The following is a 23,402-nucleotide window of genomic DNA, read 5'->3' as shown; positions in this document are numbered from 1 at the left end:
TTACACGCGGTCGAAGCCGGTCGGCAGGACCAGCATGTCGCGGATGGTGACGGTGCGCTTGCGCGTCAGCATGTAAAGCACCGCGTCCGAAACCTCGGTCGGGTCCATCAGCGCGCCTGCCTCCTTGGCCTTGCGCAGGTTCTCCTCGGGCCAGTCGTTCAGCAGCGCCGAGACGACCGGACCGGGCGAGACCTGCATGACGCGCACGCCATGCGGGATCATCTGCCGGCGCATGCCCTGCACGAAGCTGGTGATCGCCCATTTCGAGCCGGAATAGACCGGCTCCCAATAGGTCGGGAAATGGCCGGCGATGGAACAGGTCACCACGATGTCGCCGGTCTTGCGCTCGATCATGTGGGGGACCACGGCGCGGACGTTCTTCATCACCGCGTTGACGTTCAGGTTCAGCATGCGGTCGATGGCTTCGGGGGTCGTCTCGGTCAGATCGCCGCCGATATAGATGCCGGCGTTGCAGTAAAGGATGTCGATATGGCCGACCTTGGCAAGGATCTCGGGGATCATCGCATTGCAGCTTTCCGCGTCCAGCAGGTTCGTCACCTGCGCGATGGCCTTGGAGCCAAGGCGCGCGGTTTCATCCGCCAGCGCCTTTTCGTTCCAGTCCACCATCACCACGGTCGCGCCCTGTTCCAGCAGCGCCTCGGTCGTGGCCAGCCCGATCCCTGAGGCCGCGCCGGTGATGACCGCGACCTTGCCTTGCAGCGATTCAGACATGTTTCGTCTCCTGTTTGTCGAAATTTCGCGGGGCATGCGAGCGGCTTAGCGCCACTCGCGCCCGATATAGATGGCCAGAAGGATGATGCCGCCCTTGATCACGTCCTGAAGATAGGGGTTGATCCCCATCAGGTTCAGCCCGTTGTTCAGGATGCCCAGCAGGACCGCCCCGATCAGCGTGCCCAGGATCAGCCCGCGCCCACCGGCAATGGCGGTGCCGCCAAGAACGACGGCGGCGATGGCGTCCAGCTCGAAGCCCACGCCCGCGTTGGGCTGGCCGCTCATCAGGCGGCCCGTCAGGACCACCGCCGCCAGGGCCGAAGTCAGGCCCGCGATGCCATAGACCACCAGCTTGACGCGCTGGGTCTTGACGCCCGACAGCCGCGCCGCCGTTTCATTGCCGCCGATGGCGTAGACATGGCGCCCGAAGGCCGTGCGTTGCAGCAGCACCCAGGCCAGCGCATAGATCACCAGCATGAAGATCACCGGCACCGGGACGACGCCGATACGGCCGACGCCGAACCACGAGATCCAGCTTGGGATGCCGCTGATCGGATAGCCACCCGAATAGATCAGGCCGATGCCGCGCGCCATGCCCATGGTCGCCAGCGTCACGATGATCGCGGGCATCTTGCCCCAGGCGACAAGGAAGCCATTGGCAAGCCCGATGCCCAGGCCGATCAGCAGCCCGATCACCAGCGCGGGCACGGCGGGAAAGCCGTTGTTGACCATCAGCCCCGAGGCCAGCGTGCCCACCAGCGCCATGACCGCGCCGACCGACAGGTCGATCCCGCCGGTCAGGATCACGAAGGTCATGCCGACCGCCAGGATGCCCACGACCGAGACCTGCCGCAGCACGTTCATGATGTTGTTGAGGCTGAAGAAGTTGTCGCTGGCCAGCCCCATCAGGCAGGATACGACGATCAGCCCGATCAGCGGAAGGGCCAGAGGGGAATGCAGCAGCCTGCCGAAGGAAAAGCCCGCGGCTTTCCCGGCTGCGCCGGTATTGGCGTCATGCGACATTTTCGATCCTCCCGGTCGTGGCATGTGTCATGATGGTTTCCGAATTGATGTCCTCGCCCTGAACCGTGGCCACGATCCCGCCCGAGCGGAAGACGCAGACGCGGTCGGACATGCCGATCACCTCGGGCAGTTCCGAGGAAATCATGATGATCGCACCACCCCTGGCGGTGAATTCACGCATCAGTGCATAGATCTCGGCCTTGGCACCCACGTCGATGCCGCGCGTGGGTTCGTCGAAGATCAGCACCTGCATGTCGTGGTTCAGCCAGCGGGCGATGACCACCTTTTGCTGATTGCCGCCCGACAGCGTGTCCACGCGGGCATGGGGACCCTGGGACTTGACGCGAACCTGCTTCATGGCGACCTGCGAGCAGTCCAGTTCCTTCTTCAGGTCGATGAACCAGCGGCCCTTGCGATATTTGCCGTAATTGTTCAGCGAGATGTTTTGCAGGATCGAAAAGCTGGTGATCAGCCCCTGTTCCTTGCGGCTTTCCGGCAGCAGGCCGATGCCGCTGGCCAGCCCCTCGTCCGGTCCCGAGAAACGCTTCTCGGCCCCGTCCATCTTCACCTTGCAGCGTTGCGCGGGATAGGCGCCCAGCATGGCCAGGACCGTTTCCGTCCGCCCCGAGCCGACCAGCCCGGCAAAGCCCAGCACCTCGCCCTTGCGCAGAGTAAAGCGCGACACCGGGCCGCCCTTCTTCAACTGCACCTCCTCGGCCTCGATCACCACGGGGGCGGTCGAGGGCGCGGGTTTCGGCGGGAAGTTGTTCTCGATGCGGCGGCCGACCATCATCTCGACCAGGCGGTCATTATCCACATCGGCGACGGCGCAGGCGCCGACGAATTCGCCATCCCGCAGGATGGTGATGCGGTCGCAGATCTCGAAGATCTCCTCAAGGTGATGCGAGATGAAGATGATCGCCACGCCCTGGCGGCGCAGTTCGCGCATGACCTTGAACAAGTGTTCGACCTCGGATGGGGTCAGCGTCGCGGTCGGCTCATCCAGGACCAGGATGCGCGCGTTCAGCGACAGCGCCTTGGCGATCTCGACGAATTGCTGTTCGGCCACCGAAAGCCGGCTGATCGGCACGTCCAGCGCCACATCGACGCCCAGTTGGCGCATGATCTCGACCGCGCGCGCATGCATGGCCTTGCGGTCCAGCATCCGCAGCGGCCCCCGTATCTCGCGGGCAAGAAACATGTTCTCGACCGCGTCCAGATGCGGGATCAGGCTGAATTCCTGAAACACGATGCCGATGCCGGCGGCGATGGCCGCGTCGTAATCGGCGAAGCGCTGCTCTTGCCCCTCGATGCGGATCGTGCCCTCGCTGGGTTGCAGGATGCCGCAAAGGATCTTCATCAGCGTCGATTTCCCGGCGCCGTTCTCGCCCAGAAGGGCATGCACCTCACCGGCGCGCACCGACAGATCGACGCCATGCAGCACCTCGATCTTGCCGAAGCTTTTCTTGATTCCGTTCAGTTCCAGCATCACTCCCTCCCGAAGCTTGCCATGCCTGCCCCGGCGCGATGCCGGAGCAGGCGCAGGGGATGCGTATTACCAGCTGAAATCAGCCGCTTTTTCCTTGTCGATCACCATCACGTCGATCGGCACCTCTTTCGGCACCACGCGGGCACCCCATTTCTGCGCCAGCGCCATGGCCAGGCCGACGCGGACCTGGTCGCGCGGGAATTGCGCGGTGGTCTCGATGAAGGGACCACCCTCGGTGATCGCCGTGATCGCTTCCGGCGCGCCGTCGACCGAGGTCAGCTTGATGTCCTTGCCCGAGCCCTGGATCGCCGCCAGCGCGCCCATCGCGCCGCCGTCGTTGACCGAGAAGATGCCCGCGAGGTTCGGCTTGGACTGGATCATGTTTTCCACCACGCCCAACGCGACCGAGCGGTCCTGACGGCCGTTCTGCGTATCGACAAGCTGGATGTCGGGGAATTCCGCCAAGGCGGCCTTGCAGCCCTCGACGCGCTGAAGGATCGGCACGACCGGGATGCCGTCCAGGATCGCGACATCGCCCTTGCCGCCGATCGCGTCACCCAGGTATTTGCACGACAGATAGCCCGCATCGCGGTTCTTCGAGCCGACGAAGGTATCGACCGGACCGTTCGCGTTCGCGTCCACCGCGACCACGATGACACCGGCGGCCTTGGCGGCGTGGACGGCGGCTTCGATCCCGGCGCTGTCGGTCGGGTTCAAAAGCAGGATGTCGATGTTTTGTTGCAGCATGTCCTCGACATCCGAGATCTGCTTGGCGACATCATGGCCGGCGTCGGTGATGACGACATCCGCGCCCAGCGCCTTGGCGGCCTCGTTCAGCGCCTCTTGCATCGAGACGAAATAGGGGTTGTTCAGCTCTTGAAAGGTCATGCCGATCTTGAGCTTGTCCTGCGCCAGAGCCGGCGCTGCCACGAGCGCCAGCGCGCAAGAGGCGGTAAGCAGTTTCGATTTCATCTGGTTTCCTCCCAGGGGGTTGATGCAGGCCGGGCCTGCGCGTCTTCCGGCCGGCGCCGCGCCGTCCGAATGGGTTCGGCTTTTCGTCATTCCGCGATGACCGCCGCTTTCTGGGCCGCGAAGATGGCCCGGAATTGTGAGGGGGATATTCCCTTCAATCTCAGGAAATGCCGATTGAAGTTCGACAGATTCGAGAAGCCGACCTGATAGCAGATCTCGGCCACCTTGCTGTCGGGCTCGGCGATCAGAATCTGACAGGCCAGATCCACCCGCAACTGGTTGCGATAGCGCACCAGGGTCGTGCCGGTATGGCGCTTGAAGGCGCGGGAAAAGGCGCTTTGGCTTTGGCCGACCATGGCGGCAAGCTCCGCCTCCTCGATCTGCTCGGTCAGATGCTCGCGCAGATAGGTCAGCGCGCGATTGATGCCGCCATCGTTGATCCGCGCGATGTCCAGTTCGAAGCTGAGGCTCGCCAGCACCTCGTGCTGGCGGGCATCGACCAGGATGTCCAGAATTTCCCAGAACAGGGCCAGGCGGCGGATGCCCTGCGCCTCGATCAGCCGCTCGATCAGGGGACGGATGCGGGCGCTGGTCGGATCGTCAAAAAGGATGCCGCGGCGCGAGCGGTCCAGAAGCGGGCGCAGCGCCTGCATCTCGGGCATGGCGGCGCAGGCTTCCTCGATGAAGCTCTCGGGGAACTGGATCACCATCGAGCGCACCGGCACGATTTCGCCGGGCTGGATGTCGCTGACCCAGTTCTGCGGCAGGTTCGGGCCGGTCATGATCAACTGCCCCGGTTCGAACGTGCCGACATGATCGCCGATATAGAAGGTGCCCGAGGTCGCGTTGACCAGATGAATCTCGTATTCCGGGTGATAGTGCCAACGCACCGTGCGGAACGGATAGCCATGCATCCAGGCGGCGAAGGATTCGCCCTTGCGGATATGGACCAGTTCCAGATCGGGTTGCATCGCGTTCCTCCCCCGTGCCGCACCCTCGCGGGCGGGACGCGGCCGCTCCGACCCCGCCGCATCCATCGCATGGACGCAAACTACGCTTGAGAGGGGCATGTTTTCCACATCATTGCGCAGAAATTCATGATACTTTTTTGCGCGAAAAGCAGCGGAATCGGACCAGATCTTTCGTCATCGCGCCAAAGCGGCCCGGCAGGCGTGGCGCACCCATGCCGCAGTGCAGCGACACGGGCGCGATTCTTGCCAGAAAAACAGGCGTTTCCCAAGGTGTGACGCCTATCCACGCCAGCCGTCAAGCTGCCTCAGGGGCTTATAAGCGGCACGATAAGCCTTATACTTTTCCGCATATTGCTCGGCCAGCCGGGGGTCCGGCGCGATCTCGGCGCGCACGGTCGGCCTTGCGAAGGTGCGTTCCGACAGGTCGCCCGTCACGCAGGCCGCCGCCAGCCGCGCCGCCCCGAAGGCCGCGCCGAAATCCCCGTCCTCGGGCTCCAGAAGCGTCAGCCCGGTGATCGAGGCGATGATGCGCAGCCATTCCCGCGACCGCGCGCCGCCGCCGACGGCATAGGCCGCGTCGATGCCGGTGCCCGCCTTGCGCAGCGCCTGGACGCAATCGGCGAAGGCCATGCCCACGCCCTCCATCACCGCCTGCGCCAGATCGGGCAGCCCCGAGGCGCGGCGCAGGCCCAGAAGCGCCCCGCTTGCATCGGGATCGTTCAGCGGCGTCCGCTCGCCCGAGAGATAGGGCAGGAACGTCACCGGCGAGGGCGCCTGCACATCCGTCACCATCGCCGCCAGTTCCGGCACGGGACGGCCGGTGATCTCGGACAGCCAGGTCATGCTGTCGGTGGCCGACAGGATCACCCCCATCTGGTGCCAGGTGCGCGGCACGGCGTGGCAGAAGGTATGCACCGCCTCGCCCGTGTTCGGCGCATAGCTTTCCGTCGCCGCGAAAAGCACCCCCGAGGTGCCCAGCGACAGAAAACCCGCGCCCGGCGTCATCACGCCCATGCCGCAGGCCGTCGCGGCATTGTCGCCGCCGCCGCCCGCCACCGGCACCCGCGCGATGCCCCAGCGTTCCGCCAGATCCGCGCGCAGATGCCCCGAAACGTCGCTGCCCTCGACCAGCGCGGGCATCTGCGACCGGCTCAGCCCGGTCGCCGTCAGCAGGTCGTCCGACCAGTCGCGCCGCGCCACGTCCAGCCACAGCGTGCCCGCCGCGTCCGACATCTCGGCCACATGCTCGCCGGTCAGCCACAGCCGCAGGTAATCCTTGGGCAGCAGCACCTTGGCCACGCGCCCGAAGATCTCGGGCTCGTGCTGGGCGACCCAAAGCAGTTTCGGCGCGGTAAAGCCCGCCATCACCAGATTGCCGGCGATGCCGTGGAAATCCGCCCGCGCGGTCAGTTCGGCGCATTGCGGCCCCGAGCGGCCGTCATTCCACAGGATGCAGGGCCGCAGCACCCGGTCCGAGGCATCAAGCAGCGTGGCGCCGTGCATCTGTCCCGACAGGCCGATGGATTGCAGCCGCGCCATCTCGGACGGATGCTCGCGCGACAGGGCGGCGATCACCTCCTCGCAAGCGGCAATCCAGTCCGCCGGCTCCTGCTCGGACCAGCCCGGATGCGGGCGGTCGACCGCCAGGGCGGCATGGGCCACCCCGGCGACAGAGAAATCCTCGCGCAGCAGCATCGCCTTGATGCCCGAGGTGCCCAGATCTATGCCCAGATACATCGCGTTACGCCGGCATCACGATTTGCAGCTTCACGTCGGTATCGCGCGCCTCGACCGCGCGGTCGAAACCGGCGATGCTGTCGGCAAAGGGGATTGTGGCCGAGATCAGCGGCTTCAGATCCACCTTGCCCGAAGCGATCAGCGCGATGGAGCGGTCATAGACATTGGCATAGCGGAACACGGTTTCCACCCGAAGTTCCTTGGCCTGAAGGCCCACGATATCGACCGGCACCGGATCGACCGGCATGCCGACCAGCACGATGGCCCCGCCGGGACGCGCCAACTGGTGCATGCCCAGGATCGCGGGGGCCGCGCCGGAACATTCGAAAACGATGTCCGCGCCCCAACCATCGGTCGCCTCGGCCACCGCATCGGCCAGGGGGCGGTTGCGGATGTTCACCGTCTCGATGCCCTGATAGGCGCCGATGATGTCCAGCTTGGGCTGGGCCAGGTCGGCCACGATCACGCGCGAACAGCCGCCGGCCAGCGCCGCCAGCGCCACCATCATCCCGATGGGACCGGCGCCCGTCACCACGGCCACATCGCCCGGCTGGATGCGGGCGCGCAAGGCGGCCTGCATGCCGATGGCGAAGGGCTCGACCATCGCGCCCTCGGCGAAGCTGACATTATCGGGAAGCTTGTAGGTGAAGGCGGCGGGGTGGATCACCTCGGGCGTCAGGCAGCCGTGGACCGGAGGCGTCGCCCAGAAGGTTACCGCCGGATCGACGTTGTAGATCCCCAGCTTGGACGCGCGCGAGGTCGGGTCGGGAATGCCCGGCTCCATGCAGACGCGATCGCCGGGCTTCAGATGGGTGACCGCCGCCCCCGTCTCGATCACCGTGCCGGCGGCCTCGTGGCCCAGCACCATCGGCGCGTTGACGACGAAATGACCGATCTTGCCATGCGTATAGTAATGCACGTCCGAGCCGCAGATGCCGACGGTATGGACGCGGATACGCACGTCGTCGGGGCCCATTTCGCCCGGAATGTCGAAATCCCGCAGCGAGAGCCGCCCGCGCGATTCAAGAACCAGAGACTGCATCGAATCATCACCCTTTCATCAAATGGCACCCGCCGGGGGTCCGTTCGATACTGTTCATGCGACCGAAAACCGCACAAGGCAAATGAAACAGCCGGACAGGAGGGCAGTTTGTGATCGGGATGAAAATTCGTATCGGCGGCCTTGGGAAATCCGCCCGGCTCCCAGGGTCGGGCCGCGCATCCGGCCCGGATCAGGCCCCGAACCCGGTGGCAAATCCGGTGACGGATCCGGCGGTAAATCCGGCCCGCGATTCGCGGCGCGGCTATTGCGGCGCGGCGGCGCCGGCCAGCGGCTCAAGCGCGGCACCTTCGGCGCCCAAGGCAACCCGCAGCCCGCGATAATCCTCGATGGCCGGCACGCTTTCGTCCTGGGGCGCGGTGTGCGGCCCCGCGATGCGGATGACCTGCGCGCCCGCGTTGCGGCCGGCCTGCAAGCCCGCCTCGGTATCCTCGAAGACCAGGCAATCGCGGATGTCCAGGCCCAGGCGGCGGGCGCCCAGCAGATAGCCCTCGGGATCGGGCTTGCCCTGGGACACGTCGTCGGCGGTGACGAGGGTGGCTGGCAGCGGCAGACCCGCCGCCGCCAGCCGGGCCAGCGCCAGCTTGCGGCTGGCCGAGGTCACGACCGCCCAGCGGGCGGGCGGCAGCGCGGCCAGGATCTCGGCCGCGCCGGGAATGGCGATGACACCCTCCACATCCGCGATCTCGCGCGCCTCGACCCAGGCGACCTCTTCATCGATCAGGACGCCCGGCGGCGCGAAATGATGCACGGTATCGACGGCGCGGCGGCCATGCAGATGTGCCAGCACCTCGTCCACCGGCACGCCGACACGGTTCGCCCAATCGGTCCAGACCCGTTCGACCGCCGGGATCGAGGTCAGCAACGTCCCGTCCATATCGAACAGGAAACCCGCGAAGATCCGTCCCGTCTTGCCCATCCGCCCGTGCCTTTTATCCGCTTGCGTCCGGCGGCATGAGTGGACGAGGCTGCGGGGAATGGCAAGACCGCGATGCCACGCGGCGGCTCAGCGCGCCCTGGTCCCCAGCACCCAGATCAATTCGGCGTCGATCTCGCCCTGCGATGTCCAGCAATGCTCGGTCGAGGCATCGTAATACATGCTGTCCCCCGGATAGAGGACCAGCGGCTCATAGATGCGGCTGTGGATCACCAGCTCACCCTTGAGGACGGTCAGGAAGATCTCGCCGTCCGAGACGCCCCATGCCTCGTATTCCTCGGGGGCGCGGGCCTTGACCACGGTGTAGATGGGGGTGAAGTATTTGTCCTTTAGATCGGTGCAAAGCAGCTTGTTGTTGCAGGTGGCGTTGTCCAGGTTGTCGCCCTGCCCGGCGCGGGCGATGCTGCGGCGGCCTGGGGCGGGCGCATGGCCCGGCTCTTCGCCCAGAAGCGCCGAAAGCTCGACCTGGATGCCACTGGCGATGCGCTGCAAGGTGGTCAGCGTGGGCGACAGATCGTTGCGCTCGATCTTGGACAGGGCCGAGGTCGAAACTCCCGTCAGCCGCGCCATCTCCTGCAAGGTCAGTTGCTGGCCCTTGCGCAGGGCCTTCAGCCGGCGGCCAAGCTCCAGCGGCGGCTTGGCCGCCGGCCGCGCCCTGCGGCGCTGCCGCATCGCGATGTCACCAATCTGATTCACGATCGGCACCCCTGTCAGCCTAGCATCCATGCGCTCACATTATCCGCTCTGGCCATTCCTGTCCCCCAAGTTTCCGGGCAAGCCCGCCCCTAAATAAGGCCGCAGATCGACGGCGATAAGAGCCGCTGCCCACGCCGGGCCGGGGGTCCGAAATGACCCTTGCGGCATGGTGCTGCGTTTCGTCATCAAAATTCCATCACCCGACTTATCGCCTGAAACATCCTTGCCGCGAACGCAAGATCCCCGCCGCCGGCCAGGCCAAGGCATAAGGCCGCCAGAGCCGCCTCTTATTCTCATAATGCCGCTTTTCCAGGCTAACGTGGCGTGCGCATTCACTAAAGTATCATATTTTTCGTATACGATAAAATTTTCTATCAATGCCCATGCCCTCGGGCTACAAAATGAAAAGGAACGATTCTGCGGCGAGCGCATCGAAGATGTCGCCTTACGCGCCTGGAGAAACCGACATGACTGCGCTTCCATCGCCTGAGCCCCGCTCCGACCTGATGCAGGAGATCCGCGACCTGCTGGGGCCGGGGGCGGTGATCGAGGACCCGGCCGAGGCCGCAGGTTATTGCACCGATGCCAGGCGCAAGTTCGACGCACCCGCGCTTTGCGTCTGCAAGCCGCGCGACACGGCTCAGCTTGCGGCCCTGGTCGCCCTTCTGCATCGTCATGGCTGGCCGATGCTGCCGCAGGGCGGCAATACCAGCCTGTGCGGCGGCGCGACGCCGGATGATCGGCGGCCGGTGATCGTCTCGACCCAGCGGCTGAACCGGATTCGCGCCATCGATCCCTTCGGGCTGACCATCGCGGCGGATGCCGGCTGCACGCTTGTCCAGCTTCAGGAGGCCGCCAGCGCGCAGGGAATGCTTTATCCCGTCAGCCTGGGATCCGAGGGAAGCTGCCAGTTGGGCGGCACCATCGCCACCAATGCCGGAGGCACGGCGGTGTTGCGCTACGGCACCACGCGCGCGAACACCCTGGGCCTTGAGGTGGTGCTGCCCGATGGCCGACTGCTTGAGATGATGCGGCCGCTGCACAAGGACACGTCCGGTTACGACCTGAAGCAGCTTTTCATCGGCGCCGAGGGGACACTGGGCATCATCACCGGCGCGGTGATGCGACTTTATCCGGCCACGCCCGCCATCAGCATGGCCTGGCTGCGGCTTGACGCACCCGCGCGGGCGCTGGACCTGCTGCGGCTTTTCCGCCAGCACGCCGGGCGCAGCCTGACCGCGTTCGAGATGATAAACGCGCAGCAATTACGCAATGTGCTGGCCCATGGCGATCACGCGGCCCCCGTCGATGCCCTGGAGGGCTGGCATCTGATGGTCGAACTGGCCGATGCCGAGAACCAGGACGCGCGGATGACCGAGATCCTGGAACAGGCATTCGAGGCCGGGCTGATCCAGGACGGCAGCATCGCGCAGAACCTGGCGCAGGCCGAGGCGATGTGGGCGATCCGCCACAGCGTGACCGAGGCGAATGCCCGGATCGGCGTCTCGATCACCTCGGATACGGCGGTGCCGGTGGCGCATGCGCCTGAATTCATCGCCCGCGCCGAGCAGGCGGTGACGGCGATCCATCCCGGCATCCTGGTGACGGTCGTGGGCCATGTCGGCGACGGCAACATCCATTTCATCGCCCTGTTCCCCCACTCTGTCTGGTCCGCCCTGCCCGATCCGAAAGGGATCGAGGCGCGGATCCGCAATGCGGTCAACGACATCGCCATCGAGCTTGGCGGCACGTTCAGCGCCGAGCATGGCGTGGGCCAGACCATGACCGGCCTGATGGAACGCTACAAGGCCGGCGCCGAACTGGACCTGATGCGCGCCATCCGGCGCTGCATCGATCCCGCCGGGCTGATGAACCGCGACCGGGTGACCGGCCCGGCACATTGACAAACGGCGCTTTGACAGACCGGCGCATCAGGCGCCCGCCGCCATCCACGACCCCGGCCAGCGACAGCCCGGCCGCCGACACCCCGGAACCAACCAACAGGAGAGACGTGACATGACCCAATCCAACATGCCGACGATCAAGCGCCGGACCCTTCTGCTGGGGGCGGCCGCAGGGCTTGCGGCCCCGGCGCTATGGCGTCCCAGCCAGGCCCGCGCCGCCAGCACCCGCATCGTCGTGCGCGACGACGGCGGCATCTATACCCAGGCTTACACCGAGGTCTTCTACAAGCCCTTCACCGAGGCAACCGGGATCGAGGTGGTTCCCGCCCAGGCCCAGGCCGAGCCGACGGCGCAGATCCGCTCGATGGTCGAGACCGAGACCTATACCTGGGACATGGGCAAGATCTCGGTGCCCGCCGTGCTGCAACTGACCGCCGGCGAGACGAAATACCTTGAGCCCATCGGTCTGGACGCCGAGGCGGTGGTCCAGTCGATCCCGGCGCAATACCGCAACGAATACCAGGTCGGCACGAATGTCTATTCGACCGTCCTGGCCTATCGCAAGGACGCCTTCGAAGGCCGCGAGGCGCCCGCGTCCTGGGCGGACCTGCTGGACGCCGATAAGTTCCCCGGCCGCCGCGCCCTGCGCCGGCACCCCTACGACACGCTGGAAGAGGCGCTGATGGCCGATGGCGTGCCCGTGGATCAGGTCTATCCGCTGGACATCGACCGCGCCTTCGCCCGGCTCGAAAAGGTCAAGATGGCGACGGATGTGTGGTGGACCAGCGGCGCGCAGGCCGAGCAGCTGCTGATCTCGGGCGAGGTCGATCTGCTGGCGACCTGGGTGTCGCGCGCGCAATCCGCGCAGGCCGCCGGCGCGCCGGTCGAGATCGTCTGGAACCAGAACATCTGGGGCTGCGACGGCTGGTCGATCCTGAAGGGCACGCCCAATGCCGATGCCTGCCGCGAGCTGATCAAGTTCGCCTCGGATCCGGCCCGCATGGCACAACTGGTCAAGTTCTTCCCGGCGGGCATCGTCCAGCCGGCGGCCTTCGAGCAGATCCCCGCGGACGTAGCCAGGAACTGCCCGACCTTCCCCGCCAACATCGAGACCGGGCTTCAGATCAACGCCAAGTATTGGCTGGAGAATTCGGAAAGCGTGATCGAACGCTTCAACACCTGGTTCATCGGCTGAGCGGGGGCGGATCGCGACATGAGCACTCTTGAGACGCAGGGCCTGGGCAAGGTCTACGGCGATTTCGTGGCCCTTGCGCCCACCGACATCACGGTCGAGAAGGGCGAGTTCCTGACATTGCTCGGGCCTTCGGGCTCGGGCAAGACCACGCTGCTGAGCCTGATCGCCGGCCTTTCCGAGGCCGATAGCGGGCGCATCCTGATGAACGGCCAGGATGTCACCTATGCCGCGCCCTATCAGCGCGACATCGGCATGATGTTCCAGAACTATGCGCTGTTCCCGCACATGACCATCGCCGAGAACATCGCCTTTCCCCTGAAGATGCGCGGCACGCCCTCGGCCGAGATCAAGAAGCTGGTGCAAGAGGCGCTGGACATGGTGCGCCTGCCCCATATCGCCGAGCGCTTCCCGAAAGAGCTTTCCGGCGGCCAGCAGCAGCGCGTGGCGCTGGCGCGCTGCACCATCTATCGCCCCTCGGTCATCCTGATGGACGAACCGCTGGGCGCGCTGGACAAGAAGCTGCGCGACCAGATGCAGTTCGAGATCCTGCGCATCCACAAGGAGATCGGCGGCACCATCGTCTATGTCACCCACGACCAGGAAGAGGCGATGACCATGTCGGACCGCATCTGCCTGATGAACGGCGGCAAGATCGCGCAGCTTGGCAGCCCGGCGGATCTGTATTTCCGCCCGCAATCGCTGTTCGTCGCCGATTTCCTGGGCGAGGCGAACCTGATCGACGGGCGCCTGGCCTCGGCCGGCGACGGCGTGGTGGAATTGCGCGACGGCAGCCGCATCAGCGTCACCCTGCCCGCGCCGCTTGCCAATGGCGCGGCGGTCAAGGTCATGCTGCGGCCCCAGAACCTGAAGCTGGCCGAGGGCGAGGCACCCGGCCAGGGCGTCAGCGCCCGTCTGGCCAGCGCCAGCGTGACGGGCGCCAGCACCAAGCTTTTCTTCGACGCCCCGGCCCTGACAGCCGAGCCGCTGATCGCCACCCGCGCCACCGCGCTCAGCGCCTCGACGCTTGAGCCGGGCCGCGACTACCGGCTGACCTTCGACGCCCGCGACGCGGTCGCCATCGCCGCCGCCGAGGCCGCGTGATGAAGCGCGCCGCCCCGATCCCGGCCGCGACCCGGCGGCCGATGAGCCAGCGAAGCAAGCAGCTTCTGATGATGGCGCCGATGATCCTGCTGCTGGTGACCTTCCTGGTCTATCCTTCGGCGCAGCTTTTCCTGCTGTCCTTCCAGAAGGGCGGAGGCTTCTCGCTGGAAAACTACCAGCGCCTGCTCAGCACGCCGGTCTATATCACGGTGATGATGCTGACGCTGAAGATTTCCATCGTCACGACGATCTTCGCCGTCATCGCGGGCTATCCGGTGGCCTATCTGATCTCGATCCTGCCCAAGGCGGGCAAGGGCAAGCTGCTGTTCTGGATCCTGCTGTCCTTCTGGACCTCGTTTCTGGTGCGCGCTTTCGCCTGGATCATCCTGCTGGGCCGCAACGGGGTGGTGAACAAGCTGATGCAGACCGTCGGCGCAAGCGATGCGCCGGTCGCGCTGATGTATAACTTCCCCGCCGTGGTGATCGGCATGGTCCATGCGATGCTGCCGCTGGCCGTGCTGACCATGCTGTCGGTGATGGAGAACATCGACCGCAACCTGACCCGCGCCGCCTCGACGCTGGGCGCGAAACCGGGCATGGCCTTCTGGAAGGTCTATTTCCCGCTTTCGTTCCCCGGCGTGACCTCGGGGGCGCTGATGGTCTTTGTCACCGCCATCGGCTTCTTCATCTTCCCCGCCCTGCTGGGCGGCCGTCGCGAGACGATGATCACCCAGATCATCATGGAACAGATCATCCAGACCATGAACTGGGGCTTCGCCAGCGCGGTCGCCGTGCTGCTGCTGCTGGTCGTGCTGGCGGTCTTCATCGTCTACGACCGCGCGGTCGGGCTTTCGACCATGGCGGGCGAGGCATCCGACCGCAAGCCGCGCCATGGCCGGCGCGGGATCTTCTCGCGCATCGGGGACACGATCCTGACCGGGCTGGGCCACGGCTCGGATGCGATCATCGGCCTGTTCCCGCGCCGCCGCCGGGGCGAGGCACCGCCGCGCGCGCTGCGCATCTTCACGACCGCGCTGCTTTTCGTGATGACGCTGCCGGTGCTGTTGATGATCCCGCTGTCCTTCGCGGAAAGCGGGCTGAACTGGCCGCCGCAGGGCTTTACCCTGAAATGGTATGAACAGATCTTCACCTCGCCCATCTGGATGAGCGCGCTGACCCGCTCGCTGGTGGTGGGCTTCAGCACGGCGGCGCTGGCGCTGCTGATCGGCACGCCGGTCGCATTCCTGATGGTGCGCGGCAAGCTGCGCGGCAAGACGGCGCTGCTGGCCTTCACGCTGATGCCGGTGGTGATGCCGAACATGATCCTGTCGGTCGGGCTGTTCTATCTTTACGCCAAGATCGGCCTTGTCGGCACCAATCTGGGGCTGATCATCGGCCATACGGTCATCGCCGTGCCCTATGTGGTGCTGACGGTGATGTCGGTGCTGCGCAATTACGACGTGCGGCTGGACCTGGCGGCGCAAAGCCTGGGCGCGACGCCCTGGGTCACGCTGCGGCTGGTGACGCTGCCGATCATCGGGGCGGGCATGATCTCGGCCTTTCTCTTCGCCTTCACCATCAGCTTCGACGAACTGACCATCGCGCTCTTCACCTCGGGCGGCATGTCCGCGACCTTGCCGAAACAGCTTTGGGACGAGGTGTCGCTGTCGATCTCGCCCCTGCTGGCGGCGGTTTCGACCTGCCTTTTCCTGTTCGTGACGGTGCTGATCCTCCTGGCCGGTCTTCTGAACCGGCGCGCAAAATAACTGGTAAGTGGAACAATCCATGCTGACATCGAAAGACCTTCGCGGGATCATCCCCGCCTTGCCGACCCTGGTGAACGAAGACGACAGCCTGGCGCGCGACGACATGGCGCGGCTGGTCGATCACGTCTATGCCGGCGGTTGCACCGGGCTGCTGCCGATCGGCGGCACCGGCGAATACGGCGCCCTGCCCCATCAAACCCGCGTCGATGCGGTCGCGGTCTGCGTCGAGCGCAGCAAGCCCGGCCAGATCGTCATGGCGGGCGTGCTGGACACCGGCTATTACGACGCGATCAAAGCGGGCAAGGACTATGCGGCGGCTGGGGCGAACTGCCTGCTGGTGCTGACGCCCTATTACACGAACCCGACCCAGGGCGGCATCCGCGACTATTTCCTGCGCTATGCGGATGCCTCGCCGGTGCCAGTGCTGATCTACGAGATCCCCTATCGCACCCGCATCGCCATCACCCCCGAGATCACGCATGAACTGTCGCGCCATCCGAACATCATCGGCATGAAGGCGTGCAATACCGACATGTATCACTTCCTTCAGGTCGCGGCCGGGGTCGATGCGGATTTCACCATCCTGTCGGGCGAGGATTCGCTTTTCCCGCTGCAAATGGCGGCGGGCGCCAAGGGCGGGATCATCGTCACCGCCTCGATGCTGCCCGCCTTCTGGGTCCGCATATACGAGCTGCTGGCGGCGGGAGATCTGGCGGGCGCGCTGGCGCTGCATCGCCAGGCCCTGCCCCTGATGAACGCGGCGTTCGGCGAGACCAACCCAGGCCCGATGAAGTCGGTGCTGGACCTGTTCGGGATCACCGCGCAAAGGCTGCTGATGCCGCTGGATCCCTGCGACCCGGCGCGCTCGGCCCGGCTGCGCGCCGAGGTCCAGAAGCTGATGGCGGCCTAGGAACCGGGCATGGCGCTGCTCAATACCGACGACTTCCGGGCCGCCGCGCGGCGGCGCCTGCCCCGTGGACTGTTCGAATACATAGACCGCGGCACCGAGGACGAGGTCTCGCTGGGCCGCATCCGCGACTCGCTCGACGCCTTGCGCCTGGTGCCGCGCATCCTGAACGGCGCCTGCCCCGCCTCGACCGAGGCGCGGTTTCTGGGCCGCACGCGCCCGACGCCGCTGGTCATCGCACCGACCGCGCTTGCGGGCATGGTGGCCGAGGCGGGCGAGACCAGGCTGGCGCGCGCCGCCAGCCGCTTCGGCATTCCCTTCACCGTCTCGACCCAATCGGTCGAGCCGATCGAGGACATCCGCCGCGGCGCGCCCGATGCCGAATTGTGGTTCCAGCTTTATGTCTGGAAGGACCGCGCCCGCACCGCCGAGCTTTTGCGCCGCGTCGCCGCCTGCGGCTGCGAAACGCTGGTGCTGACCGTGGACACGCAGATGCCGCCCAAGCGCGAATACAACCTGCGCAACGGCTTCGGCATCCCCTTCCGGCCCACGCCGCGCAACCTGGCCGATATGGCGATGCGGCCCGGCTGGCTGTGGCGGGTCATCCTGCGCCCCTGGGGACGGCGCGGCATGCCCAGCTATGGCCATTACCCGGCCGAATTCCGTTCGGGCCTGCTTTCGCCCGTCACGGCCGAGGCGCTGCGCCTGGACCCGGCCTTGACCTGGCAGGATCTGCGCGGGCTGCGCGATGACTGGAAGGGCCGGCTCGTGCTGAAGGGCGTGCTGGACCCCCGCGACGCCAAGCGGGCATGGGACGAAGGGGTGGATGCCGTCGTCGTCTCGACCCATGGCGGCCGCAATTGCGACAGCCTGCCCACGACCGCCGAGGTCCTGCCCCGGATCGCCGCCAAGACTGCGGCCAAGACTGCGGCCGAAACTGCGGCCGAAACGGGCGCGGTGCCGGAATTGCTGGCCGATAGCGGCGTGCGGCGCGGCTCGGACGTGCTGAAATACCTGGCACTGGGAGCGGTGGGCGTGCAGCTTGGCCGCGCTCCGCTTTGGGGGCTGGCCGCCGGAGGAGAGGAAGGCGCCGCCGCCGTGATCCAGACCATCCTGGCCGAGATGCGGACCACGATGGGCTTTCTGGGCGCCGCGACCCTTTCGGATCTGGAATCCTTCCGGCCCACCTGATCTTCCGGCCCACCTGATCTTTCGGCCCACCTGATCGGATACCGCATGTCCGGCACCGCCGCGCGCCGTCCCCCACGACGGGCGGCGGTGCCTGATCAGGCCCGGACCTTGCGCTGCCAGGCCGCGTTCAGGTCACGGGGCAGCAGATGCTTCTGGATCCGCTGGCTGGGGGTCTTCGGAAAGGCGTCCAGGATTCGGACATAGCGCGGCCGCTGATAGGCGGGCAGCTTGTCGTCCAGCCAGGCCGCTATCGCCGCCGCGTCAGGCACCGAGCCGGGACGCAGGCGCAGATACAGCAGAATATCGTATTCCCCGATCTCGGCCGGGACGCCGACCATGGCCGATTCCTCGACATCGGGATGGCGGTTCACCACCGCCTCGACCTCATAGGCCGAGACGTTCTCGCCCCGGCAGCGGATGCTGTCGCCCGCGCGGCCGTGAAAGAACAGCATGCCCTGATCATCCCAGGAGCCGATATCCCCGGTATGGAACCCGTCCGCGCGCAGCGCCTTGGCCGTCGCCTCGGGGGCACGGTAATAGCCGGCGAAGATCGCGCCCGGCAGCGGGCTGGTGATGATGATCTGCCCCCGGCCCTCGCCCCGGCCCAGCACGCGGCCCGCTTCGTCCTGGATGCGCACGTCGAACCACGGCAGCGGCCGCCCGACCGAGCCGACCACGCCTTCCAGGTTCACGGTGGTCAGGCTCGACGCCTCGGTCATGCCGTAGCATTCGCGCAGTTCGACGCCAAACCGCTCTTCGAAAAGGCGCCAGGCTTGCGGGACGCAGCCTCCGCCCCAGGCGATGCGGACCCCGTGCGCCCGGTCCAGCGCCGAGGCGGGCTGCTTCAGCAGGATCTGGATGATGCCGCCCAGATGGTGGATATGGGTGCAGCCCGCCTCGGTCACCTCGGACCAGAAGCGGCTGGCGCTGAACCGCTGGGAAAGCGTCAGCCGGACCGGGACCAGCAGCGGCAGGACCAGCACTTGCGCGCCGCCGACGTGATAGAATGGCTCCCAGATGTATAGGTTGTCGCCCGCGCGGATGTCGGCGCAGACCATGACCCCATGGGCGGCCAGTTCCAGCATCATATGCGTGACCTGCACTCCCTTGGCCGGGCCGGTCGTCCCCGAGGTGAACATGATCGACGCCAGGTCCGAGGGCGCGGGCAAGGCATCCCCGGACGCCTGCGGACCGGGGAAGGAAGAGGGGGCGGGAAGCGCGGGATCGTCGATCACCAGAATGCCCTGGCGCGGGGATTGCCCGCAGGCTTGCAGCGCCGGCAGCACCTCGGGATCGCAGACGGCCAGCGCGGCCTCGACCTGGCGCAGGACATGGGCCAGCCCCTCGCCCACCAGCGCGGGATTGCCCGGCACCCAGACATAGCCGCCCCGGATCAGCCCGAAGATCATGGCAAGCGAGGCGGGGCTGTTGCGCATCATCACCACGACACGGTCGCCGCGCCGGACCCCCGCCCCCGCAAGCCGCGCGGCCATCGCGTCGGCTGCCCCGGCCAGCGCGGCGAACGTGATGTCGCCCTGCGGGCCGGTTGCATAGACCTGTTCCGGCGCATGTGCCAGCCGCGCGGCGAAAGCCTGCGACAAACCTTTGATTTCCATGGAGAGCCTCGTAGATTCAGCAAGCGGGGCGGGTGGCCGCCCCGATGAAGTTCATTTCCGCGTCAGCCTTTGCGTCACGATCAGGATCAGCGACACGATCGCCAGCACCACCACCGAGACGGCGGCCAGCGTCGGGTTCAGTTGCAGATACATATCGTCCCACATCTGTTTGGGCAGGGTCGATTTCAGCCCGCCGCTGACGAATAGCGCGATGGTCAGGTCGTCGAACGAGGTGACGAAGGCAAACAGCGCCGCCGACACGATCCCGCCCCGCAGCAAGGGCAGCGTGATGAAGCGGAAGGTCGTCGCCTGCCCCGCGCCCAGCGTCGCCGCCGCCTGGTTCAGCCGCCAGTCATAGCCCTTGAGCACGGCGCCGATGGCGATGAAGGTATAGGGGATCGCCAGCAGCGTGTGCCCGATCACCAGCCCGGTATTGCTGGCGACCAGCCCGATCTGCGCCATCAGATAGAACAGGCCCACCGCGACGACGATGCGCGGCACGATCATCGGCGCCAGCATGAAGCCGAAGATCAGCTTGTTCCAGCGCGAACTGGATCGCGCCAAGGCCAGCGCCGCAAGCCCGCCCAGCACCGTCGCGCAGAAGGCCGTCGCGAAGGCCACCCCGAACGAACGGATCGTGGCCGAGATCCAGATCGGCGAGCCGAAATACTGCTCGAACCAGCGCAGCGAGAAGCCGGGCGGCGGAAAGGCCAGCGACGAGGCCGAGGTGAAGGCCAGCAGCAGCACGACCAGCATGGGCGAGATCAGGAAGACCAGCACCGCCCCGACATAGATCCGCGTGCCAAGCGGCGTGCCTTCGCCCTCGCTGTCCCTGCCCAGCCGGTCCAGGCCCGAGGTCAGCCGCCCCAGCGTCTCCAGGATGTGCGCGCCGGCCTTGCGCAGGGCGGCGCCATGCTTGCGCTTCTTGCCGGTTTCGGCACTGCCCGCGGTCAGCGAGGAAAGGCCGAAGAACTGGTCATAGATCCAGATCGCGATCAGCGCCGTCGCCACCATCAGCGCCGCCAGAACCGCCGCGAAGGCCCAGTTCACCAGTTCCTGCACCTGGGTGATGATGACCTGCGCCAGCATGGTCTGGCCGCGTCCGCCCAGATAGGCCGGGACGATGAAGAAGCCCAGCGAGGTGATGAAGGTCAAAAGCCCGGCCGCCGCGACCCCAGGGATCGAAAGCGGGAAATAGACCATCCAGAAGCCCTGCGTCCGCCCCGCCCCCAGCGACCGCGCGGCCTGGGTCAGGCGCAGGTCTATCTCGGACATGACCGGCAGCATGGTCAGGATCGCCAGCGGCATCATCGCATGGACCATGCCGACCAGGACGCCGAATTCGTTATACATCAGCGGCAGGGACTTGTCCGAGATGCCGCTGCCCACGAACAGCGCGTTCAGAACGCCCCGGTTGCCCAGGATGATCATCCAGGCGAAGGTCTTGACCAGATACGAAGCCCAGAAGGGCAGCAGGATCATGAACAGGAACTTGCCGCGCCGCTCCTCGGGATAGCTGGCCAGCCAGCGCGCCACCGGATAGCCCAGCGCGACCGACAGCAGCGCCGTCAGGATCGAGATGCGGAAGGTGATGCCCAGGATGCGCCAATAGACCGGATTGTCGGCCAGGTGGCCGTAATGCTGCGCGGTCAACGACGAGGTTGCGGGATCGACGACGCTCAGCGTCAGAAGCCGCAGCATCGGGAACAGGAAAAAGACCGCCATGAAGGCAAGCGTCGGGGCGACCAGCCAGATCGGGCCGAACTGCCAGCGCCGCGCCGGGGCCAGGGGCTGGGCAAGGCTCATGACACGATCCTCGCGCAGCTTTTGGGCCAGTGCAGGCGGATCTCGGCGCCCTGGGCGGGCAGATCGGCGGCCAGCGCCCCGCCGCTGGCGGTCAGGCGCGTGCCGCAGGCCAGATCGAAAAGCAACCGCGTTTCAGAGCCGACATAGACCACATCCACAAGCCTCGCCCCGATTTCGTCATGCCCGCTGTCGGGGGCAGGCCCCGGCCGGACATGCTCGGGCCGGATCACCAGCACATGGCTGTCGGCATTCGGGTCGCGCGCGGTCAATCGCCCCGAGAAGCGGCCCGTTGGCGCCTCAAGAAGATGCAGCCCGCCCGGTTCCGCGCCGGCCAGCTTGCCGGGCAGCAGGTTCGAATGGCCGATGAACGAGGCGGCGAAGACGGTCTCGGGATCGGAATAGATCTGGCGCGGCGTGCCCAATTGCTCGACCTGGGCGTGGTTCATGACGCAGATCCGGTCGGACATGACCAGCGCTTCCTCCTGGTCATGGGTCACATAGATCAGCGTCGCGCCGAATTCCTTGTGCAGGCGCCGGATCTCAAGCTGCATGCTTTCGCGTAGCGCCTTGTCCAGCGCGCCCAGCGGCTCGTCCATCAAGATCACGTCGGGACGGAAGACGAAGCAGCGCGCCAGCGCCACGCGCTGTTGCTGGCCGCCCGAAAGCTCGCGCGGGAAACGGTGGGCGAAGCGGTCCAGTTCGACCTTGGCCAGGGTCTCGGCGACACGCGCGGCGATCTCGGCCGGAGCCATCTTGCGCATCTTCAGCGGAAAGGCGATGTTCTCGGCCACGGTCATGTGCGGAAACAGCGCATAATGCTGAAACACCAGCCCGACCCCGCGCTGGTTCACCGGGCGCCGGGTCCAGTCCTGGCCGTCCACGACCAGCCTGCCGCTGGTCGGCTCCAAAAGCCCCGCCACCATCTGCAAGAGCGTCGTCTTGCCCGAGCCGGAGGGGCCAAGAAGCGTCAGAAACTCGCCGTCCGAAATTTCCAGATTCGTGGGTTGCAGGGCGGTGAACGTGCCGAAGGTCTTGGACAAGCCTTCGACGCGGATCTTGGGATTGAGCCGTTGCTGGGTCATGGGCATTCCGTTTCTTGCGTTCAGGACCAAGACCACGCCCCCAAGACCGGGGACGCGGCCCGAGAAGCATCAGAACAGCAGCCAACTGTTGAAGCGTTCGCTGACCGAGGCGCGGTTCGCCTCCCACCAGACCTCATCGGCCATGCGCATCACCTTCAGGTTCTGCGGCGCGGTCGGCAATTCGGCCGCGCGCTCGGCGGCGATGTGATCATAGGCTTTGAGGTTGGTCGGCCCATAGGCCAGGTCCTGGGTGAACTTGGCCTGCTGCTCGGCGCCCGTGCAGAAGGCGACGAACTTGCGCGCGGCATCCGCCTTGGGGCCGCCCTTGGGCAGGCCCCAGCCCTCGATCGAGTAAAGGCCCTGGTTCCAGACGATCTGCGCGGGCGCGCCGCTTTCGATGGCGGCCTGCATCCGCGCGTTCCAGCCGGCCAGCATATCCACCTCGCCGCTTTGCATCATCTGCGAGGTCTGCGCGCCGCCGGTCCACCAGACGGCAACCTGGTCCTTGATCTTGTCGAGCTTGGCGAAGGCCCGGTCCAGGTCCAGCGGATACAGATCCGCCAGGGCCACGCCATCGGCCATCAAAGCCTGTTCCAGCGTGTCGATCGGATTCTTGCGCAAGGCGCGCCGGCCGAGGATCCTGTCGGTGTCCCAGAAATCCGCCCATGAGGCCGGCGCGGGCGTCACCGTGTCAGGGTTGAAGGCGAAGATCGTCGAATAGACATCGACGCCCAGGAAGTTCGGATGCACGGCGCCGGGCATCAGATCCTTGGTCAGGTCGGGATCGACCTCGATCGGGTCCAGCAGACCGTCGCGTTCCAGAATCAGCCGCGCCGACAGGGTGATGGTGCAGACATCCCAGATATAAGAGCCGGTCTCGACCACGGATTTGAACTGCGCGGTCGGCTCGGCATCGCGCGCGACCGAGACCACGCCGATGCCGGTCGCCTCGGTGAAGGGGTCGTAGAACGCCTTGCGGTAGCCCTCGGTATAGGGCCGCCCGGATCGGCGACGGTGATGCTGTCGGCCGCCCAGGCGCGGCGCGACAGCATCGGGGCGGCCAGGGCCGCCGCGCCAAGCGTCAGCAAAGCCCGCCGGGACATCCCATGCTTGCGTGAAGTGGTCATCGTGGATCCTCCGTTCTGTTGTGTTTTGTGAATGGTTCTTGCCGGGATGGACGCGCGCGGAAGGCGGACCCGCGCGCGTCCGGCGCATCG

At 66.3% G+C, this 23,402-nt stretch carries 19 protein-coding genes; 6 read left to right on the top strand and 13 right to left on the bottom strand.

The window, feature by feature from the left end:
- The 9 genes from QM682_RS05355 to QM682_RS05315 all read right to left on the bottom strand — a co-directional run bounded on the left by QM682_RS05355 (window position 1) and on the right by QM682_RS05315 (window position 9,617).
- A complete protein-coding gene (locus QM682_RS05355) occupies window positions 1-732 on the bottom strand; it encodes an SDR family oxidoreductase (protein WP_415127850.1) in 732 nt (243 codons plus the stop codon).
- Window positions 733-777: 45 nt separating this feature from the next.
- Window positions 778-1,755, bottom strand: coding sequence for an ABC transporter permease (locus QM682_RS05350; RefSeq protein WP_415127848.1), 978 nt, complete (start codon window positions 1,753-1,755; stop codon window positions 778-780).
- The gene (locus tag QM682_RS05345) at window positions 1,745-3,244 is read right to left on the bottom strand and encodes a sugar ABC transporter ATP-binding protein (RefSeq protein ID WP_415127846.1); all 1,500 of its coding nucleotides are present in this window, start codon (window positions 3,242-3,244) and stop codon (window positions 1,745-1,747) included. Before QM682_RS05345 ends, QM682_RS05350 begins: the two co-directional genes overlap by 11 nt.
- A 66-nt stretch (window positions 3,245-3,310) precedes the next feature.
- Window positions 3,311-4,216: an ABC transporter substrate-binding protein gene (locus QM682_RS05340; RefSeq protein ID WP_415127844.1), complete on the bottom strand. Its 906-nt coding sequence runs from the start codon at window positions 4,214-4,216 to the stop codon at window positions 3,311-3,313.
- A gap of 86 nt (window positions 4,217-4,302) precedes the next feature.
- A complete protein-coding gene (locus QM682_RS05335; protein ID WP_415127842.1) occupies window positions 4,303-5,187 on the bottom strand; it encodes a helix-turn-helix domain-containing protein in 885 nt (294 codons plus the stop codon).
- A 279-nt stretch (window positions 5,188-5,466) separates the two neighbouring features.
- Complete coding sequence (gene xylB / locus QM682_RS05330; protein WP_415127840.1) at window positions 5,467-6,924, bottom strand: xylulokinase; 1,458 nt, start codon at window positions 6,922-6,924, stop codon at window positions 5,467-5,469.
- Window positions 6,925-6,928: 4 nt separating this feature from the next.
- Entirely contained in the window at window positions 6,929-7,966 is a 1,038-nt protein-coding gene (locus QM682_RS05325; protein WP_415127838.1) for an NAD(P)-dependent alcohol dehydrogenase, read from the bottom strand.
- A 262-nt stretch (window positions 7,967-8,228) separates the two neighbouring features.
- Window positions 8,229-8,903, bottom strand: coding sequence for an HAD-IA family hydrolase (locus QM682_RS05320; RefSeq protein ID WP_415127836.1), 675 nt, complete (start codon window positions 8,901-8,903; stop codon window positions 8,229-8,231).
- Between the two features lie 87 nt (window positions 8,904-8,990).
- Window positions 8,991-9,617, bottom strand: a complete 627-nt coding sequence (locus tag QM682_RS05315) for a helix-turn-helix domain-containing protein (RefSeq protein ID WP_415127834.1) — start codon at window positions 9,615-9,617, stop codon at window positions 8,991-8,993.
- 467 nt (window positions 9,618-10,084) lie between these two features.
- On the opposite strand from QM682_RS05315, the gene QM682_RS05310 reads away from it, so the two are divergent.
- The 6 genes from QM682_RS05310 (at window position 10,085) to QM682_RS05285 (ending at window position 17,681) form a co-directional block, all read left to right on the top strand.
- Window positions 10,085-11,521 carry an FAD-binding oxidoreductase gene (locus QM682_RS05310; RefSeq protein WP_415127832.1) on the top strand — a complete coding sequence of 479 codons (1,437 nt, stop codon included), beginning with the start codon at window positions 10,085-10,087 and terminating at the stop codon, window positions 11,519-11,521.
- 112 nt (window positions 11,522-11,633) lie between these two features.
- On the top strand, window positions 11,634-12,716 hold the full coding sequence (locus QM682_RS05305) for an ABC transporter substrate-binding protein (RefSeq protein WP_415127830.1): 1,083 nt from the start codon (window positions 11,634-11,636) through the stop codon (window positions 12,714-12,716).
- 18 nt (window positions 12,717-12,734) lie between these two features.
- Window positions 12,735-13,817, top strand: a complete 1,083-nt coding sequence (locus QM682_RS05300) for an ABC transporter ATP-binding protein (RefSeq protein WP_415127828.1) — start codon at window positions 12,735-12,737, stop codon at window positions 13,815-13,817.
- Entirely contained in the window at window positions 13,817-15,583 is a 1,767-nt protein-coding gene (locus QM682_RS05295) for an ABC transporter permease subunit (RefSeq protein WP_415127826.1), read from the top strand. Before QM682_RS05300 ends, QM682_RS05295 begins: the two co-directional genes overlap by 1 nt.
- 19 nt (window positions 15,584-15,602) lie before the next feature.
- Window positions 15,603-16,493 carry a dihydrodipicolinate synthase family protein gene (locus QM682_RS05290; RefSeq protein ID WP_415127824.1) on the top strand — a complete coding sequence of 297 codons (891 nt, stop codon included), beginning with the start codon at window positions 15,603-15,605 and terminating at the stop codon, window positions 16,491-16,493.
- A 9-nt stretch (window positions 16,494-16,502) separates the two neighbouring features.
- The gene (locus tag QM682_RS05285) at window positions 16,503-17,681 is read left to right on the top strand and encodes an alpha-hydroxy-acid oxidizing protein (protein ID WP_415127822.1); all 1,179 of its coding nucleotides are present in this window, start codon (window positions 16,503-16,505) and stop codon (window positions 17,679-17,681) included.
- 95 nt (window positions 17,682-17,776) lie between these two features.
- Here the strand turns inward: QM682_RS05285 and QM682_RS05280 are convergent, their stop codons facing one another.
- From QM682_RS05280 to QM682_RS05265, 4 genes are all read right to left on the bottom strand, one after another.
- Window positions 17,777-19,297, bottom strand: coding sequence for an AMP-binding protein (locus QM682_RS05280; protein WP_415127820.1), 1,521 nt, complete (start codon window positions 19,295-19,297; stop codon window positions 17,777-17,779).
- Window positions 19,298-19,348: 51 nt separating this feature from the next.
- The gene (locus QM682_RS05275) at window positions 19,349-21,103 is read right to left on the bottom strand and encodes an ABC transporter permease subunit (RefSeq protein WP_415127818.1); all 1,755 of its coding nucleotides are present in this window, start codon (window positions 21,101-21,103) and stop codon (window positions 19,349-19,351) included.
- Entirely contained in the window at window positions 21,100-22,185 is a 1,086-nt protein-coding gene (locus tag QM682_RS05270) for an ABC transporter ATP-binding protein (protein ID WP_415127816.1), read from the bottom strand. The genes QM682_RS05275 and QM682_RS05270 overlap by 4 nt, the downstream gene beginning before the upstream one ends.
- 69 nt (window positions 22,186-22,254) lie before the next feature.
- Window positions 22,255-23,400 (bottom strand): ABC transporter substrate-binding protein, encoded by a 1,146-nt coding sequence (locus QM682_RS05265; protein WP_415127814.1) that lies wholly within the window; start codon window positions 23,398-23,400, stop codon window positions 22,255-22,257.
- Window positions 23,401-23,402: the final 2 nt, after the last annotated feature.

Source organism: Paracoccus sp. (in: a-proteobacteria) (genome assembly GCF_047605025.1).
Classification (GTDB): domain Bacteria; phylum Pseudomonadota; class Alphaproteobacteria; order Rhodobacterales; family Rhodobacteraceae; genus Paracoccus.
Note: the sequence above shows the minus strand (reverse complement) of the source record. Positions and strands in the feature narration are given on the sequence as shown.